14 protein-coding genes are annotated in these 11,772 nt (G+C 70.4%); 5 read left to right on the plus strand and 9 right to left on the minus strand.

The features are described 5' to 3' along the window. Window positions 1–20: 20 nt before the first annotated feature. Together ispD and ABD708_RS12550 are read right to left on the minus strand one after the other, a co-directional pair. The gene (ispD, locus tag ABD708_RS12545; protein ID WP_344754923.1) at window positions 21–1,157 is read right to left on the minus strand and encodes a 2-C-methyl-D-erythritol 4-phosphate cytidylyltransferase; all 1,137 of its coding nucleotides are present in this window, start codon (window positions 1,155–1,157) and stop codon (window positions 21–23) included. Between the two features lie 28 nt (window positions 1,158–1,185). After that, window positions 1,186–1,668 (minus strand): CarD family transcriptional regulator, encoded by a 483-nt coding sequence (locus ABD708_RS12550; protein ID WP_120788372.1) that lies wholly within the window; start codon window positions 1,666–1,668, stop codon window positions 1,186–1,188. Window positions 1,669–1,871: 203 nt separating this feature from the next. Here ABD708_RS12550 and ABD708_RS12555 point away from each other — a divergent pair, with 203 nt between their 5' ends. Then, window positions 1,872–2,399: a hypothetical protein gene (locus ABD708_RS12555; protein ID WP_344754927.1), complete on the plus strand. Its 528-nt coding sequence runs from the start codon at window positions 1,872–1,874 to the stop codon at window positions 2,397–2,399. A gap of 52 nt (window positions 2,400–2,451) precedes the next feature. On the opposite strand, the gene ABD708_RS12560 is transcribed toward ABD708_RS12555, so the two are convergent. Together ABD708_RS12560 and ABD708_RS12565 are read right to left on the minus strand one after the other, a co-directional pair. Beyond that, window positions 2,452–3,135: a response regulator gene (locus ABD708_RS12560; protein WP_344754929.1), complete on the minus strand. Its 684-nt coding sequence runs from the start codon at window positions 3,133–3,135 to the stop codon at window positions 2,452–2,454. Further along, window positions 3,132–4,322, minus strand: a complete 1,191-nt coding sequence (locus tag ABD708_RS12565) for a sensor histidine kinase (protein ID WP_344754931.1) — start codon at window positions 4,320–4,322, stop codon at window positions 3,132–3,134. The genes ABD708_RS12560 and ABD708_RS12565 overlap by 4 nt, the downstream gene beginning before the upstream one ends. A 200-nt stretch (window positions 4,323–4,522) precedes the next feature. Between ABD708_RS12565 and phoU the strand changes: the two genes are divergently transcribed. Then, a complete protein-coding gene (phoU, locus tag ABD708_RS12570) occupies window positions 4,523–5,176 on the plus strand; it encodes a phosphate signaling complex protein PhoU (protein ID WP_344754933.1) in 654 nt (217 codons plus the stop codon). Between the two features lie 58 nt (window positions 5,177–5,234). On the opposite strand, the gene ABD708_RS12575 is transcribed toward phoU, so the two are convergent. Next, the gene (locus tag ABD708_RS12575) at window positions 5,235–5,987 is read right to left on the minus strand and encodes a phosphoglyceromutase (protein ID WP_344754935.1); all 753 of its coding nucleotides are present in this window, start codon (window positions 5,985–5,987) and stop codon (window positions 5,235–5,237) included. 56 nt (window positions 5,988–6,043) lie between these two features. On the opposite strand from ABD708_RS12575, the gene ABD708_RS12580 reads away from it, so the two are divergent. Continuing rightward, window positions 6,044–6,868: a class I SAM-dependent methyltransferase gene (locus tag ABD708_RS12580; protein ID WP_344754937.1), complete on the plus strand. Its 825-nt coding sequence runs from the start codon at window positions 6,044–6,046 to the stop codon at window positions 6,866–6,868. A gap of 1 nt (window position 6,869) precedes the next feature. On the opposite strand, the gene ABD708_RS12585 is transcribed toward ABD708_RS12580, so the two are convergent. The 4 genes from ABD708_RS12585 to ABD708_RS12600 form a co-directional block, all read right to left on the minus strand. Next, the gene (locus tag ABD708_RS12585; protein ID WP_344754939.1) at window positions 6,870–7,949 is read right to left on the minus strand and encodes an FUSC family protein; all 1,080 of its coding nucleotides are present in this window, start codon (window positions 7,947–7,949) and stop codon (window positions 6,870–6,872) included. A gap of 1 nt (window position 7,950) precedes the next feature. Next, window positions 7,951–9,099: a CAF17-like 4Fe-4S cluster assembly/insertion protein YgfZ gene (gene ygfZ / locus ABD708_RS12590; RefSeq protein WP_344754941.1), complete on the minus strand. Its 1,149-nt coding sequence runs from the start codon at window positions 9,097–9,099 to the stop codon at window positions 7,951–7,953. Between the two features lie 4 nt (window positions 9,100–9,103). Continuing rightward, the gene (locus ABD708_RS12595) at window positions 9,104–9,700 is read right to left on the minus strand and encodes a heme-binding beta-barrel domain-containing protein (RefSeq protein WP_344754943.1); all 597 of its coding nucleotides are present in this window, start codon (window positions 9,698–9,700) and stop codon (window positions 9,104–9,106) included. A 146-nt stretch (window positions 9,701–9,846) separates the two neighbouring features. After that, entirely contained in the window at window positions 9,847–10,125 is a 279-nt protein-coding gene (locus tag ABD708_RS12600; RefSeq protein ID WP_344754945.1) for a hypothetical protein, read from the minus strand. Window positions 10,126–10,225: 100 nt separating this feature from the next. Here ABD708_RS12600 and ABD708_RS12605 point away from each other — a divergent pair, with 100 nt between their 5' ends. After that, window positions 10,226–10,891, plus strand: a complete 666-nt coding sequence (locus tag ABD708_RS12605) for a winged helix-turn-helix transcriptional regulator (protein ID WP_344754947.1) — start codon at window positions 10,226–10,228, stop codon at window positions 10,889–10,891. Further along, window positions 10,888–11,745 carry a mycothiol synthase gene (gene mshD, locus ABD708_RS12610; protein WP_344754949.1) on the plus strand — a complete coding sequence of 286 codons (858 nt, stop codon included), beginning with the start codon at window positions 10,888–10,890 and terminating at the stop codon, window positions 11,743–11,745. The genes ABD708_RS12605 and mshD overlap by 4 nt, the downstream gene beginning before the upstream one ends. The last annotated feature ends 27 nt before the right edge of the window (window positions 11,746–11,772 follow it).

Consider the following 11,772-nt stretch of genomic DNA (forward strand, 5'->3'; position numbering starts at 1 on the left):
GACCGTTACCGGCCCGACCGTCACCGTGCCAGCAGCGCGGTCGCGATCGCCGCGACGCCCTCGCCGCGGCCGGTGAAGCCGAGGCCGTCGGTCGTCGTCGCGGTGATCGCCACGGGGGCGCCGAGCAGGCTCGAGACGAGCTCTTCCGCCTCCGCTTTCCGCGGCGCGAAGCGCGGGCGGTTGCCGATCAGCTGCACCGACACGTTCTCGATGCGCCAGCCGGCGTGCTCGACGAGCCGCCGCGCCTCGGCGAGGAACAGCTCGCCGTGCACTCCCGCGAAGCGCGGATCGCTCGTGCCGAACACCGTGCCGATGTCGCCGACGCCGGCGGCCGACAGCAGCGCGTCGACGATCGCATGGGCGACGGGGTCGCCGTCGCTGTGCCCGGCGAGGCCGCGCTCGCCCGGCCATTCGAGGCAGGCGACCCACAGCGGGACGTCCTCGTCGGCGAAGGCGTGTGTGTCCGTTCCGACGCCGATGCGGGTGGCGGATGCCGGCCGCAGCAGCTCCTCCGCACGGCGCAGGTCCCACGCGGTCGTGACCTTGAACGCGAGCGGGTCGCCCTCGACGACGGCAACCGGGTGTCCGGCATCCGCCATTAGCTGCGCGTCGTCGGTGACCTCGCGCGCCGCGCTCGCGTAGGCCGCGATCAACTGCGCGGCGGGGAAGCCCTGCGGCGTCTGCACGGCCGACAGCTCGGAGCGGTCGACGGTCGCGACGATCGCTCCGCCGGCATCCGTTCGCTTGATCGTGTCACTGACCGGCAGACCCGGGATCGCGCCGCTGCCGGTCGCGGCCACCGCGTCGACCACCCGGTCAAAGAGCGCGGCCGGCGTGAGTGCCCGCGCGGCGTCGTGCACGAGCACCACGTCGGCATGGCCGACGAGCGCGAGACCGGCGGCGACGGATGCCTGCCGCGTCGCTCCCCCGGCGACCACGTCGCCCGAGCCGATCACCCGAGCAAGCACGCCGCGTGCCTCGTCGAGCCGGTCATCGGGGGCCACGACGATCACCTGCGGTTCATGAGACATGCCCGCAACGGAATGCAATGCGTGCTCAAGGATGGTGCGCCCGGCGAGCGGCACGAACGCCTTGGGCGCCCCGGCCGCGAGCCGGGCGCCGCTGCCCGCGGCGACGACGATGACGGCGACCTTCACGGCCGCAAGCTTATGAGGCCGACCCCTCTTACGAGGCCAGTACCTCGTCGAGCACGCTGGACGCCTGCTCCTCGTCGGTCTTCTCGGCGAGCGCGAGCTCGGAGATCAGGATCTGACGGGCCTTCGCCAGCATGCGCTTCTCGCCGGCGGAGAGGCCGCGGTCCTGGTCGCGGCGCCACAGATCGCGGACGACTTCGGAGACCTTGATGACATCGCCGGAGGCGAGCTTCTCGAGGTTCGCCTTGTAGCGGCGGCTCCAGTTGGTGGGCTCTTCGGTGAAGGGGGCACGCAGCACCTCGAACACCTTGTCGAGGCCTTCCTTGCCGATGACATCGCGGACTCCGACGAGGTCGACGTTCTCAGCAGGAACCTCGATGGTGAGATCGCCCTGGGTGACGTTCAGCTTGAGGTAGATCTTCTCTTCGCCCTTGATGATCCGTTTCTTGACCTCAGTGATAGTCGCTGCACCGTGATGGGGGTAAACGACAGTCTCGCCAACCTCGAAAAGCATAAATAATAGTCCCTTCAGCGCCTTCCAGATTATCACAGCGCGACACGCCGAAGCTGGACGGAGGCAGCCCGCGAAGCCGCTCGGGCGCTGGCTTCGCGGCCCGAGTCCGGCCGTGGGCATACGCTAAACTCGAACGGCATCGCACGGGCGCAGCAGGTCGGAAACCGGCCCGCCCTGATGCGTTCCACACACGGAGGTTCTTGGTGAAGGTGCGTGTCGCAGCATCCGTCGTCCTGGCCGTCGGAGTCGCGCTCGCGACCGCCGGCTGCGGGTTCATCACTCCCCAGGGCACTCAGCGCATCACGCAGAGCACGTCCTTCGGCGTCGAGGGCGACGTGGGCGACGTGCACATCCGCAACGCGTACCTCGTCTCGCAGGACGGCAAGGCGACTCTCATCGCCACCTTCGTCAACAAGGGCGACTCGGGCGAGACGCTGACGATCCAGCCGAACGCCTCCGCGAGCGACACGAAGAGCCTCGACGTCGCCGAGGGCGACCCGACGATCATCGGCCCCAAGCAGACCCTGCAGTGGGACGACCTCACGGCCAAGCCCGGCTCGCTGCTCCCGGTCTTCTTCACCTACGGCGACAAGACCGGCGTCACCATGGACCTACCGGTGCTGACGGGCGACTTCAAGGTCAACTCGACGCTCACGCCGACTCCCGTGCCGACCGCGACCGAGACGCCGACGGCCACCCCGACGCCGACCGAGACCGCGACGGCCGGCTAGGAAGCACAGTCCGAGAGGGGCGGATGCCACTGGCATCCGCCCCTCTTCGTTCTTATTCGCTCTCGAAGCGGTAGCCGAGCCCGCGCACCGTCACGAGCATGTGCGGCTCGGACGGGTTCGGCTCGATGCGACTGCGGATGCGCTTGATGTGCACGTCGAGGGTCTTGGTGTCGCCGAAGTAGTCGCTGCCCCAGACCCGGTCGATGAGCTGGCCGCGGGTGAGCACGCGGCCGGCGTTGCGCAGCAGCAGCTCAAGCAGCTCGAACTCCTTGAGCGGCATCGGGGTGTCGACGCCCTTCACCGCGACGGTGTGCCGGTCGACGTCCATGCGGACGTCGCCGACCTCGAGGACGCCGTCGTCGACCAGCTCGGGCTCGACGCGGCGGCGCAGCACGGCGCGGATGCGGGCGAGCAGCTCGCGACTCGAATACGGCTTGGTGACGTAGTCATCGGCGCCGAGCTCGAGGCCCACGACGATGTCGACCTCGGAGTCCTTGGCCGTCAGCATGATGATCGGCACGCTCGAGCGCGTGCGGATCTCGCGGCAGACCTCCGTGCCGGGCATCCCCGGCAGCATCAGATCGAGCAGGATGAGGTCCGCACCGTCCTTGTCGAAGGCGCTGAGGGCGTCTGGGCCGGTCTCGGCGATGTCGACCTCGTATCCCTCACGGCGCAGGAGGAAGGCGAGCGGGGCCGAGAGCGAGGGCTCGTCCTCGACGAGCAGCAGGCGGGTCACTGGTTCTGTTCTCCTTGGGATGAGGCGGCCGGCTCACCCGCGGACCGCAGCGCGGCCGCCGGCTTGTCGGCCTCTGGAAGGCGGATCGTGAAGGTCGAGCCCATTCCCGGCTGCGACCACACGCGCACGTCTCCCCCGTGATTCTGCACAGCGTGCTTGACGATGGAAAGGCCGAGTCCCGTGCCGCCCGTGGTGCGGCTGCGGGCCTGGTCGACACGGAAGAAGCGCTCGAAGATGCGCGCCTGGTCGGCCTCGGGGATGCCCTCGCCCTGGTCGGTCACGGCGATCTCGACGACGCCGTCGGCGATGCGCGCGCCGATGCCGACGCGGGAGCCGTCCGGCGAGTAGCGGATGGCGTTCGAGATGAGGTTGTCGACCGCGGTGACGAGCAGCTTCGCGTCGCCGTAGACGATCGCACCGGTCGGGCCGCCGACCACGAGCTCGATCGCGTGCGCGTCGGCCCCGACCCGGTTCTGGTCGACGGCGGCCCCGATGATGTGGTCGATCTCGACGCGCTCGGCGTTCGCGACCGCGTCGACGGCCTGCAGGCGCGAGAGCTCGATGATGTCCTGGGTGAGCCGGGCGATGCGCAGCGACTCGGCGTTCAGCCGGTCGGCGAACATGCGCACCTGCTCCGGGTCGTCGGCGGCGGTGTGCAGCGCCTCGGAGAGCAGCCCGATGGCGCCGATCGGCGTCTTGAGCTCATGGCTGATGTTCGCGACGAAGTCACGGCGCACCGCCTCGAGGCGGTAGCTCTCGGTGCGGTCCTCCACGAGCAGCAGGACGAAGCGGCTGCCGAGCAGCGACGCGCGCACATGCACCCGTATGCTCGCGTCCTTGAACCGACCGCGCTGCAGGTCGATCTCCTCGTCGACGAGGGCGCCGGTGCGGCGCACCCGCTGCACGATCTCGGTGAGCTCCGGGTAGGTCAGGCGCGCATTCGAGACGAGCGCGAGGGCGAACGCCTTGGCGGTCGCCTTGACGACGTTCAGTGAGGCATCCGTCACGATGCCCGCCGAGTCCATCGCGTCGAGGATCTGGTCGACTCCGTCGGGGACGGTGTTGCTGCTCACCTGCACGGCCTGCCGACTCCGATTGATGAAGTACATGAGAATCGCGACGAAGCCGCCGCCGATGACGAGGCCGGAGAACAGCGCCACCAGCACCCACCAGCTGGAGTAGTGCATGGTGCCAAGCGTATAGAGGCCACGACAGACGGAATCGCACGAGAGGCGTCGCAGCCCGCGGATGCGGCCGGTACTTTAGGAACTGTTCAGTATTCAGGAACCGCCCGTTCACCAGTCCACGTGAGGATGGCCACGTTGCGGCCGCCCCGGCGGCGGCCACCGTTGTGTGCTCACAGACATCACCAGGAAGCACGGACCCGATGCGCGCAGTCTTTCAGCAGGAACTCGCCGAGGTGCAGGACCGCCTCGTCGAGATCGCGGAACTCGTCCTCGACTCGATCCGCGACGCCACCACCGCGTTCAACGCGGCAGACGTCGCGCTCGCCGACAAGGTGATCGCCGCTGACCCGAACATCGATGAGCTGGCCGTCGAGCTCGACGAGCTCGCCATCGAGATCCTCTATCGGCAGAGCCCTGTCGCGCGCGACCTGCGCATCGTCGTCAGCGCGCTGCGCATGAGCGCCTCGCTCGAGCGCATGGGCGACCTCGCCCGGCACATCGCCCAGATCGCGCGCCGCCGCTACCCCGACCACGTCGCCCCCGAGTCGCTGCGCGACACCTTCACGCAGATGACCGCCCACGACATCCGCATCGCCGAGCTGCTCGCGCAGCTGCTGCGCACGCAGGACGTCGAGCTGGCCGAGCAGCTGATCAACGGCGACGACGCCGTCGACGAGCTGCACGCGAGCGTCTTCTCGACGGTGCTCAGCCCCGAGTGGGCCGGCGAGGCCGAGCAGACCGTCGACGTCACGCTCGCGTCGCGCTTCCTCGAGCGCTTCGGCGACCACGCCGCCTCGATCGCCAAGAAGGTGCAGTACCTCGCGACCGGCGACTGGGTGCCTGAGGAGGCTTAGGACCTGCATGGGAAAGGGGCCCCATTGGGGCCCCTTTCCTGCGTTCGCGCTACTCGCGCTACTTCTTGCCCTGCGCCGCCACCGCGGCCGCGCCCGCCGCCGCCGCCTCGGGGTCGAGGTACTCGCCGGGGCCGAGCGGCATGAAGTCGGCGCCGAGCCGGTAGACCAGCGGGATGCCGGTGGGGATGTTGAGCGCGGCGATGTCCTCGTCGCTGATGCCGTCGAGGTGCTTCACGAGTGCGCGCAGCGAGTTGCCGTGCGCGGTCACGAGCACCGTCTTGCCCTCGGCGAGCGACGCCGTGATGTCGCTGTGCCAGTAGGGCAGGAAGCGCTCGATGACGTTGACGAGCGCCTCGGTGCGCGGGACCTCGCCGTCGATGCCGGCGTAGCGCGGGTCGCCGACCTGCGAGTACGGGTCGTCGTCGGCCAGCGGGGGCGGAGGCACATCGAAGCTGCGGCGCCAGGTCATGAACTGCTCTTCGCCGAAGGCCTCGAGCGTCTGCGCCTTGTCCTTGCCCTGCAGGGCGCCGTAGTGGCGCTCGTTGAGGCGCCAGCTGCGCTTCACGGGGATCCAGAGCAGGTCGGCGACGTCGAGCGCGAGGTTCGCGGTCTGGATCGCGCGCGACAGCAGCGAGGTGTAGAGGATGTCGGGCGTGAGCCCCGCCTGCTTGATGAGCTCGCCGGCGTGCTTCGCCTCGGCGGCGCCCTGCTCGGTCAGGCGCACATCGACCCAGCCGGTGAACTGGTTGGTGGCGTTCCATTCGCTCTGGCCGTGGCGCAGGAGGATCAGGGTGTACGGGGCGTCGCTCATGCTCCCAGCCTATCGGCGGCCACCTGGCCGGGATACTGGGTCATGTGCCCCATAACATGACCGTCTCAAAGCCCGTGGGCTCGGTGACGCGCGGCACGACGAACACGAATCGACTGCGCCGCGTCGACCGCTGGATCGCGCACCGGCCCGAGTTCGCGAAAGCTCAGGTGCCGCTCGTCGTGGACCTCGGCTTCGGCGCGAGCGGCGTCACCAGCTTCGAGCTGTGGGCACGGCTGGCGAAGGTGAGGGCGGATGCCCGGCTCGTCGGCCTCGAGATCGAGCCGAGCCGCGTCGCCGTCGCCAAGGAGCAGCTCGCCGAGGTGCGGGCCGGGCGCACGCCCTTCGATCCCCGCACCGAGGTGTCGTTCGCGCGCGGCGGCTTCGAGGTGCCGCTGCCCGGCGGCGAGCGCCCGGCGGTCATCCGCGCCTTCAACGTGCTGCGGCAGTACGACGAGGGCGAAATGGCGGATGCCTGGGCGCGGCTGCGCGCCCGACTCGCGCCGGGCGGCCTGCTCGTCGAGGGGACGTGCGACGAGCTCGGCCGCGTGTGCTCGTGGGTCGACCTGTCGCCGGCCGGCCCCGAGCGGTTCACCGTCTCGCTGCGGCTCGCCGGGCTCGAGGCGCCGTCTGTCGTCGCCGAGCGGTTGCCGAAGGCGCTCATCCACCGGAACGTTCCTGGCGAGCGCGTGCACGAATGGCTCTCGGCGCTCGACGCGGCCTGGCGCACGGCATCCGTTCTCGCTCCATACGGCGAGCGGCAGCGCTGGATCGCGACCGTCGCGGCCCTGCGCGCCGACGGCTGGCCCGTGCTCGGCGGCGCGAGCCGCTGGCGCCTCGGCGAGGTGACGGTGCCGTGGGCGACCGTCGCACCGCGGACATAGCTCACAGCGCGGGCAGGAGCCTCTGCGCGTCGGCGAGGGGCATGCCCGTCGCGCAGAGCAGGTCGACGAGCAGCGGGTGCAGGGCGAGCACGAGGCCCTTGTCGCGCGCGGTGCTGTGCGGCATGACCTCGTCGGGGTCGAGCCGGCGCACGACACCGACGAACGCGGCACGGGCGGCCGGCAGCGTCGAGATGTCGCGGAAGCTCTCGCGCAGGAGCCCCGTGCCGGTCTCGAGCTGGGCGACCGCGTCGGCGATCGCCGGGCGCGCGCTGCCGTCGCGCAGCAGGTAGTCCGCGCGACGGGCGACGACGCGCAGATTGCGCCAGGCGAGATCCATCGAGCGGTGCAGCTCACGCTGCGACTCGAGTTCGGGAAGGTAGCGGCGCAGGAAGGGCGAGATGCGCGAAACGGACAGCGCGGTGTCGAGGCTCGCGGCCCAGGCATCCGTCGGCCCCTGCGAGGTGCGGGCGAGGTCGAGCGCCTGCGTGGAGACCGCGACGTCGCCGCGGCGCAGCGCATCGACCAGCATGCCGAGAACCTCGTCGAAGGAGTCGAGCGAGGCCACCGCCTCGCGCGCCGCCTCACGGCGCGGGTCGCGCGGCACGAGGACGGTGGCGAGCAGCGCGGCAACGCCTCCGATGACACCGTCGATGGTGCGCACGAACGGGCCGCCGACGGGTGAGGGCACGAGCACGACCAGCATCGACTGCACCAGCACGGTCGCCGCGAAGCCCGGCTCGGCCGAGAAAAAGCGGGATACCGCGAGGGAGACCAAGGTGATCAGCGCCAGCTGCCAGAAGCCCACGCCGATGAGATGGACAGCGAGCTCGGCGAGCAGGATGCCGACCGTCATGCCGACCGCGGTGCGCAGAACACGCAGCGGGCGGGCGTCGCGTTTGAAGCCGAGCGCTGCCGCCGCGACCGTGATCGTCAGCAGCGGGGTCTCGTGGTGCAGCACCCAGTGCGCGAAGGCGAACGCCGCCATGGCGGCGATGACGATCTGCGCGATCGCGGGGCCGGACGCGGCGAGACGACGCCACGAGCTGCGCGCCCACGACGCGACCCCGACGCCCCCGGCCACGTCAGCCTGCGGCGCGCGGCGGGCGGGTGACGGCGCCCAGCCGGGGCAGCCGAGGCACCTCGGCCGAGGCTCCCGCCGAGGGCGGCACGATGACCTCCTGCGCGGCGGCGACCTCTGTGCCGTCGGCGCGCACGGCGAGCTGCGCCGTCGGGTCGGCGCTGCGCTTCACGACCGCGAGCGCGATCGGCCCGAGCTCGTGATGCAGCGCACTCGACGTCACGTGGCCGACGACGGCCTCGCCCTGCACGACCTCGGTGCCCGCGCCCGGCAGCACCCCGTCGGAGCCGTCGAGGTGCAGCAGCACGAGCCGCCGCGGCGGGTGGCCCAGATTGTGCACCTTGGCGACGGTCTCCTGCCCGCGGTAGCAGCCCTTGTTCAGGTGGACCGCCGAGCGCAGCCAGTCGAGCTCGTGCGGGATCGAGCGCTCGTCGACCTCGGTCGCGAAGCGCGGGCGTCGGGCGGCGATGCGCAGCGCCTCGCTCGCGGCGACCCCGGCGACGGAGAGGAGATCGGATGCCGCGCGCCCGGCGAGCCCCGCCGCGAAGTCCCGCGTCACGATCGTCTCGTACCAGCTCCAGGCGGAGTAGTCATGGTCGTCGCCCGCGTACTGGTGGCCGCCGAGTGCGACCTGCGACCAGGGATCGTGCCAGACCACGGTCCGGAAATCTTCGATGGGCTCGGACGCCGTCTGGTCGCGCGGAGCGGCGAGCGCGAACAGCGGCTTCGTCGAGCCGAGCACGGCGTGGGCATCCGTCACGTCCTCGATCTCGACGCGCAGCATGAACCGCATCTTCTGCAGGAAGTCGAGCAGCCCGGCCGCCTCGTCATGATCCACCAGGAGCCACAGCTGCTCGCCGTCCTCGACGACGCGCACCGCGTGCTCGATGCGGCCGGAGGGGTCGAGCACGAGCGTCTCGCTCGACTCGCCTTCGGCGAGGCCGAGCAGGTTCTGGCTCGTGATCGAGTTGAGCCAGCTGAGCCGGTCGGGCCCTGCGACGGTGATGACGCCGCGGGCGAGCTCGACGACCGCGCGGCCGTCTTCGAGGGCGCGCTGCTCGCCGACGGGGTTGCCGTAGTGCCACACGGCGCCGGCGTCGGGGCCGTCGGCGGAGACGACGGCCCCGGGCAGGGAGGCGAACGGTGACGGCATCCGATCAATCCACCTTCGCGAGTCGGGCCGAGGCGTGCGTGCGCAGCTGCTGGCCGAGCGCGGCGATGTCCCACGCCCACAGCAGATGGTTCTCGACGAGGCCGTAGAGACGGGTCGCGGCCGAGTACTCCTTGGCGCCGGCCGTGCGCATCACGGCATCCGTCGCCAGGTCGATGCGGGGCCCCTTCACCTGGCCGAGATAGACCTCGGAGACGCCGCCGGGGTGCACGAGCGCGACCTCGATGTCGAAACCGCCGTCGCCGTTGCGCAGCGTCTCGACCGCCTCGGCAGTGGTGAACGGCCGGCCGCCGATGCCGGGCAGCATGCCGGGGCCCGGGTCGCCCTCCGTGAGCGGGCGCGAGAGGCGCCAGTAGCCGGACTCGGCTACGAGCGGCGTGTGCTCGTCATCGAGCACCCACGTATACGAGTTGTAGTTCAGGTAGGGCAGGCCGTCGTGGCTGAAGCTGATGCGCTGGCCGAATTCACGCTGGACATGATCTTCGCCGATCTTGTAGTCGAGCACCCCCGTGCCCTCCCACACGCCGATCAGCCACGACAGCGGGACGAGCTCGGCCGGCAGGCCGATGGGCAGCTCGATCATGGGAAGCCGGTCAGTGCCAGCCGCGGTCAGTGCTGACCGCGGAAGAGGTTGTAGACCACGAGCACAGCGGTTCCCGCGATCGCCAGCCCGGCCAGCCCCAGCAGAGCGATGAACACGAGTTCCAGCGTCACAAGCATGACGTCATGCTATCTGATGAGGTAGATCACGCCGGTTGCGACAGCCAGGATCACGAGGGCCCCGCTCACCGACGAGGCCAGCCTGGTGACGAAGCCGCGCTTCTCGCGCGTCGCGAGCTGGATGCAGAGGGCGATGATGACGGATGCCGCGAGCGAGAGGCTCAGCCAGGCCCCGTCGTGGTCCGCATGCGAGAAGACGCCGATCAGTACGGCGGCCACGAGGGCGAAGCCCCAGACCGCGGAGACGGTGCCCTTCGCAGCGCCGCGTGGGAGCGGATCGGTCGTCATAGAGGTCATTCTGCCCTTCCCTCCCTGCGATCGCGCGCGAATTCCGCACCGCCGGCGTCGGATAGGATGCGGGAATCGACGGAAAGGTCATGGAGGTCGTATGGCGCAGCTGCTGATCCTGACATCCGCCCAGGATCAGGATGTGCTGCCCGCCCTGGGCCTGCTCAACCATCGCGCCCGCGTGCTGCCCGCAGAGGCCTCGTCGCTTGTGAACGCCCCGAGCTGCGACCTCATCTTCATCGACGCCCGCCGCGACCTCGTCGGCGCGAAGGCGCTCTGCAAGATCCTCGCGACCACCGGGGTGCCGTCGCCCGTGCTGCTGATCCTCACCGAGGGCGGCCTGCCCGCGGTCAACGCCGACTGGGGCGTCGCCGACGTCGTCCTGGCCGAGGCGGGGCCTGCCGAGGTCGACGCCCGCATCCGCCTCGCCCTCGACCGGCACACCGCTGACTCGGCGTCGAGCAAGATCCAGACCTCCGGCGTCACGATCGACGAGGCCTCGTACTCGGCGAAGGTGCACGGCCGCCCGCTCGACCTCACCTTCAAGGAGTTCGAGCTGCTGCGCTTCCTCGCCACCCACCCGAGCCGGGTGTTCACCCGCGAGCAGCTGCTCAGCGAGGTGTGGGGCTACGACTACTTCGGCGGCACCCGCACGGTCGACGTGCACGTGCGGCGCCTGCGCGCGAAGCTCGGCGACAGCGAGTCGCTCATCGGCACCGTCCGCAACGTCGGCTACCGCTTCAACGTCTTCGAAGACGGGCAGTGACCCCGGCGGCTGTCGACCTGGTCGAGACGGATGCCTCGGCCGCGGGTGCTTTGCTGGACCCGTTCGACGAGCAGACTGCGCTCGATGTCGCCGCGGGGCGGCGCGCGCTCTTCGCCCTGCGCAAAACGCAGGGAGGATCGGCCGCCGGAAGCGCGGTTCTGGGGGCAGGCGCCCTCGATCTCTTCGTCGCCCCTGAGTTTCGCGCAGCCGGGCTCGGAGGAGCGGCCGCGGCGCGGTTGCTGGAGCGGGCAGGGGCGGGGCCGTTGACCGCGTGGTCGCACGAGGATCACCCGGCGGCGCGGGCGCTCGCGGCGCGGTTCGGGTTCACTGCGGTGCGGACGCTGTTGCAACTTCGGCTCGAGCTCCTGGGTCTCGATACGCCGCCTGCGGCGGCTACTCGACCATCGGGGATCTTGTTCACCTCCTTCCGTCCCGGGGTGGACGATGCCGAGTGGGTCGCGCTCAACGCGCGGGTCTTCGCATGGCATCCGGAGCAGGGCTCGACGACCGCCGCGGACCTCGCCGAGCGGCAGGCCGAGCCCTGGTTCCGCGCCGACGACTTCCTCGTCGCCCGCGATGACGACGGAGCGATGATCGGATACAACTGGCTGAAGATCGAGCCAGACGGCCCAACAATGAGCACAGGTGAGATCTACGTGATCGGCGTGGCGCCTGAAGCCGCCGGCAAGGGCCTCGGCCGCTCCCTCATGGACGCGGGCCTCGCGCGCCTGCGCGAGCTCGGCTGCACTGCAGCCGAGCTCTATGTCGAGGCCGACAACGCGAGCGCGGTCCATCTCTACAGGTCCCTCGGATTCCGCGACCACCGCGTGCACGTGCAGTATGCGCGCGTGTAACAGATGACCGCCGATTCGTGCGCAGGC

The organism is Gryllotalpicola koreensis, assembly GCF_039538185.1.
GTDB lineage: Bacteria > Actinomycetota > Actinomycetes > Actinomycetales > Microbacteriaceae > Gryllotalpicola > Gryllotalpicola koreensis.